Annotated in this window: 3 protein-coding genes; all 3 read left to right on the plus strand. The window is 52.4% G+C overall.

All coding sequences use genetic code 11. The annotated features are described in order from the left end of the window. Positions 1-1711, plus strand: a 1711-nt coding sequence (locus tag ACPGUT_RS15770; RefSeq protein WP_423993029.1) for a DUF637 domain-containing protein, incomplete at its 5' end; no start/stop codon positions are given. After that, on the plus strand, positions 1711-2274 hold the full coding sequence (locus ACPGUT_RS15775) for a hypothetical protein (protein WP_423993031.1): 564 nt from the start codon (positions 1711-1713) through the stop codon (positions 2272-2274). The genes ACPGUT_RS15770 and ACPGUT_RS15775, both read left to right, overlap by 1 nt. Positions 2275-3674: 1400 nt before the next feature. After that, positions 3675-3974, plus strand: a complete 300-nt coding sequence (locus ACPGUT_RS15780) for a hypothetical protein (RefSeq protein ID WP_423993033.1) — start codon at positions 3675-3677, stop codon at positions 3972-3974. The last annotated feature ends 6 nt before the right edge of the window (positions 3975-3980 follow it).

Consider the following 3980-nt stretch of genomic DNA (forward strand, 5'->3'; position numbering starts at 1 on the left):
GACTGTTGGGGTGATTGACGGTGCGGTCACAGGCAATCTGGATCTGGGCGAAATCGTTAAAAACGCGGCTTTTTCTGGTTTTACGGCAGGGCTGACGTCGGGAATTAACCTGGAGCAGATTGGTATCAAATTAGATAATACGGGCCTGCTGCGCAGTGGTGGCAAGTTAACCCTGAGCGCGATAGGTGAAAGCGCTCTTGATAGCGCCCTTCGTTCTGGTTTGAACACCGCCGTATATGGATCCGATTTTGGCAAAGGCCTGCTCTCAGGTATCAGCGGTTCTGTGGTCAATCTGGCCATGGCGGATGTGCAGCATGGGATCGGGGATCTCTTTGAAGGTGGCGCGAATGGGGGGGAAGGCTCGTTCGGTCACATCACCCTGCACGCCCTCACCGGATGTGTTGCAGCAGAATTGCAGAACGCAAGCTGTGCCTCAGGTGCAGCAGGTGCCGCTGCCCAGGCGATCTATGCCGGGACAGACCCCGGAGCCGGAACGCTTACCGATGATCAGATCAAAAACCGTGCTGAACTCATCGGTGGCATCGCAGGCTTCTTCGCATCCGAAGGCAAAGGCGAAAACGTCTCAACAGCTGCATCCATCGCAAGATCAGGGGCCGAAAATAACTATCTTAGCCATCAGGAGGGGCTGTTTCAGTATCACGCAAAACGCGCACTGGAGGATTGCCTGGCAAATGATCAATGCACTGATGCCGAGATTGCGGCGCTTCAAGACACGCTTACGTATTGGCAAGAGCTTGATGAAAGCCGCGACGCGAATCTGGTGAGTGCTTGTATTGCTGACTCGGGAAGCCACGCCTGCATAGTAAATGTGAAAGCCCTTCTGGCGTCTCAGGGGCACTATAACCCCCAGGCTGGCAACCCAGTTGCCACAAATATGGGCCCTGTGCCGTATCGGAAGCTGGTTGGAATGGTCGAACGCCAGGGTGAAGATGCACTTTTTGACGGAACAGTGCGGGGGAACGCGCTGAAGGCATTGTGGGAAGAATATCAGCACAATGAAGAAACCCTGAGAGCGCTGCCGCCTTCGGTGGTAGATGCGGCGTATCGGGATGTGAGTTTAGACTATGCTGTTGCAGCAGTGCTTGCAGGAACGGGTGTGGTCGGAGTGCGTGGAACGACGGTCGGCGGCCGCCAGCCCGGCATGGGAAATGTGAACTCGACCCAGCTGAACGCCCCGGGCTATCTTCCCCGGAGTTATACACGTAATGCTGATGGGAGTATCAATGGTCCTGGCCCCAACGGTGGTGCTCGGGCTACCGATAGTGGTTACAGTCTGAATGGACGAACCATCTGGCAGCGGGACAGTGGTGGGCACTATGTTATCGGGGCAAATGGTCGCCAGATCCAGATCGGGTCTCCTTCGGCACATGGCAATACGCTTGGTAGTCAACCCACGGTTTTGTATCGGCGTGTTGATGAATTCGGTAATTTTGAAAAATGGGGGATTTCACAAAACCCGGCAACAAGATATACGGATGCGGAGTTGGGACTATCCTTTCCGCAACCTGTACGCGCTTATCCGCGCAATCAAGGGGCTGCCGTTGAACGTTTTCTGACGGAACGCTGGCCCGGGCCGCTGAACCGGGAGCCTTGGGCAGGACGGCGCAATCCGTCGCATCCGAACTATGATCCAAACTATGTGCCACCGCATTTGAGAGGGCCGCGCATCAATCAGACAGGAGGCGACTAATGCCGATTATAGGAGTCGGGATACAGGGGGCTGGTGGGGCATCCGACAAGCTGATCGCTCCTTTCCACTTTGCATTAAACAGTTGTTTTTTTTTCAACCGTGATCATGGTAAATATTTCAAAAGCATTGAGTATTTCTGGATTGGGGTGCGGGTCAGTGGCCCCTTTGCTGATTTCGGTTCTGAAGGGGCAGAACGGCTGAAGAAAACCCGGGGAAAGCCGCCGCGTTATGCAATTGATCTTGTTGTGCCGCAACACCGTTGGGAAGGCGCAAGCTTTGACGAATTCCGGACCTATCTGATGTCTGGCGTCCGCGATTGCTTCGAGATGTGTGTGGCAAAGGCCATAAAGGCAAAAGAGCTTCTGGATGAGCCACGCCTGCGTGCTGATTTTGAAGCCGGGTTTCAACGTATCATGCAGGCCGATCCGCATGATGATGTTTTCACCAAGCCCAACGCGAAGGTGATTTTTGATGAAATGAAGACACAAGCCGAAGCAAAAGGCCTTGATCTGAGTGATGAGCAGATCAAAGAAATGCAGTTGCGCGGTATTTTCGACGTCTGATCAGGGCAAAGCCTGCAGATAGGATCCTGGTGGCGCGTTGCCTGTTCTGATGGGGAGAAGATGCGAAGGCGTTTTCGGTCTGTCATTTTGTACGCTCTCGCGGGATGTGTCTCCGTAGAGCTTCAGGTTCCGTTTTCAGGCGGAGGTACAGGCCGGGCTGCTTGGTGCGCATAAACCAAATCATACAGATTGTGTAAACGAAAAGGCCTGCGTCAGTTCAGTAGCCGTTTTTTTTGGTATTTTAAGTCTCAAATTTGGTTTCCTGATTATGGCGGGTGGCCAATTCAAGATGTATTGAGAAATAAATTTTCCGAAGAAATATGAGGTCAAACCTCAAATCTGCTTTGACGGACCAGCTCTCCCTATCGGTATCGAGGTTGGTCGAGCACACTCTCCCAAACCCGATAGGGAGAAATTTAGTTTGTGGCGCAAGGAGATGCAATTCTCAGTATGAAATATCCTTGGTTTTGTTGCAAGCTTGTCACTCCACTCTGGGGCGAGGGCAATTGCTAGCACAGAATATATTGCATCGTCTCGAGTGACGGTCCATTTCTGCCCCATGACACAGACAACGCAACATATCTCTTCCCGACTTATACGGATAGCTTAACAAGCCCGCCGACGCATCAACTTGCGTCGCCACCGTAAGACTGTACGAAAGTGATACTCGTGTTTTTCCATCTTCCCCAATTTATCCCCGCCGCCAATGTGGCTGACATTGCCTTTGTCGATGTCCTTGCTTTGGGGAGTTCCAGGCCCGAGACAGGCCGACTCACATGGGCCGAATCTGCCTCTGCCAGAGGGTGGTTTTGGGGCCAATGGCGAGAATGGCGGCAGAAAAAAATACAGGCCCGTTTGCGGCGGGTGAATTTTCGCATGAGTGCAGATAGGCTGATTTGATCCAGGGGATCATAAATATAGGCGGCAAGCTATAACGTTCCACAATGATGCGTTGCGCGACATATGCGAAAAACAAACCCGCAAAAATTTTCTAAGCTGTTGTTTTTGTTTGTTAATAACTTGCACTCATACGCCAAAATCTGCAACGCTCAGGGCGAGCAGAATTGAATGCGCCTTCAAGATGAAAGGACCAAAAATGATCTAGGCCCCAAAAAGAAAATCACGATCTGCGCCAACAGATCGCAATTTTTAAAGAAAGACAAAGTCCTCCCGTTTCACCCAAAACACTAGCACATGAGTGCCTGTGTTTCAAGGACATTGCTCTTTCGCTCCAAATCGATCCCGACCCAAACCGCCATTCGGCGGTAACGGGGAAGATGTGCCTTTTCTTCAGAACACAGGTGACAGTCGATGTCGTTTGTGAGGGGGGCCGCTGACCTGTGGGATCACACTGCGTCCAAATACCTGGGTGCAGCTACGCCAAACCGAGAGACGAAAATATGTCAATTCACTTCCAGTCTGGTGGCATCCGCCTTCCCGAGTTCAGCCGGGGCGACCGCAAAACGCAAGTCGGCTCGACCCGCCATTTCACAGGCGGCGTTGTCTGCGGCAACGGTCCCGGTGTCCGTATGGGCAGCGAAAGCCATGGTGAAACTAATGCGATCCTGTTGCTTTCCACGCGCCCGGCAACACTGGAACTGGTCGAGCAGGTTGCATTTGAATGGTACGATGAACACGGAGAGGTTCACACGGCGTTGTTGCATAGATGCGTTTGGTTCAGTAAGCAGGCGGCTTTGTAATCGATT

Origin of the sequence: Halocynthiibacter sp., assembly GCF_049608145.1 — a bacterium.
In the GTDB taxonomy this organism is placed as follows: Bacteria; Pseudomonadota; Alphaproteobacteria; order Rhodobacterales; family Rhodobacteraceae; genus Halocynthiibacter.